Annotated in this window: 1 protein-coding gene; it reads right to left on the bottom strand. The window is 35.3% G+C overall.

Annotated elements, in window-relative coordinates:
• On the bottom strand, positions 1-696 hold a 696-nt coding region (locus tag PF022_RS08780; protein ID WP_271023580.1), incomplete at both ends, for a hypothetical protein.

Genomic DNA, 696 nt, shown 5'->3' with positions numbered 1-696 from the left:
GTTCCAATACCATTTCCACTAACATCAGTTAGGTTGATATTACCATTAATGCTTCCAGTATTATTAAGTGTAGCTATGTTTCCACCACCAGATTTAAATGAAATAGCATCTTGTGTTGAGTTAGTAGCATTTTTATTTCCAATAACACCAGCATTATTTATAGTATCGATTGTAGCTGAAGCACCACTACTATTTAAAGCAATAGAGCCAATTACACCATCAATAGCGTTTGTAATAGTGCCGATTGTAGCGCTATTATCAGTAGCTTTATCTCCACCATTTAATTTAATAGAACCAATATTGCCAGCATTTTGAATATTGCTAATTGATGTAGCATTGTTGAATATTCCAGTGATACTTGCCCCTTGTTGGTTATCTATCAAAGAAATAGTACCAGCACCGCTAGCACCACTTGCTACTATATGTCCTATTTTACCAGCTGTAGAAGTTGTAGTAGAACCGCTACCATCTGGGCTCTCAGTGATAAACTTATTTGAGTTAATAATTGTTCCAATTGAACCTAGGTTATAAATAGCAGCATTAGCTCCAGAGAAATTTGCACCATCTATAATGTTTCCATAGTTAGCAATTGTGTTAATAACACTTCCAGCATTATTTGCAACACCAGCAGCAGTATTAGCACCTGAACCAATAGAACCTGTATTTACTAGGGTATTAATTGTGCCATATGAAGAA

It is taken from the genome of Helicobacter sp. WB40, from assembly GCF_027859275.1.
In the GTDB taxonomy this organism is placed as follows: domain Bacteria; phylum Campylobacterota; class Campylobacteria; order Campylobacterales; family Helicobacteraceae; genus Helicobacter_D; species Helicobacter_D ibis.
This window is presented reverse-complemented; position numbering and strand designations above follow the sequence as displayed.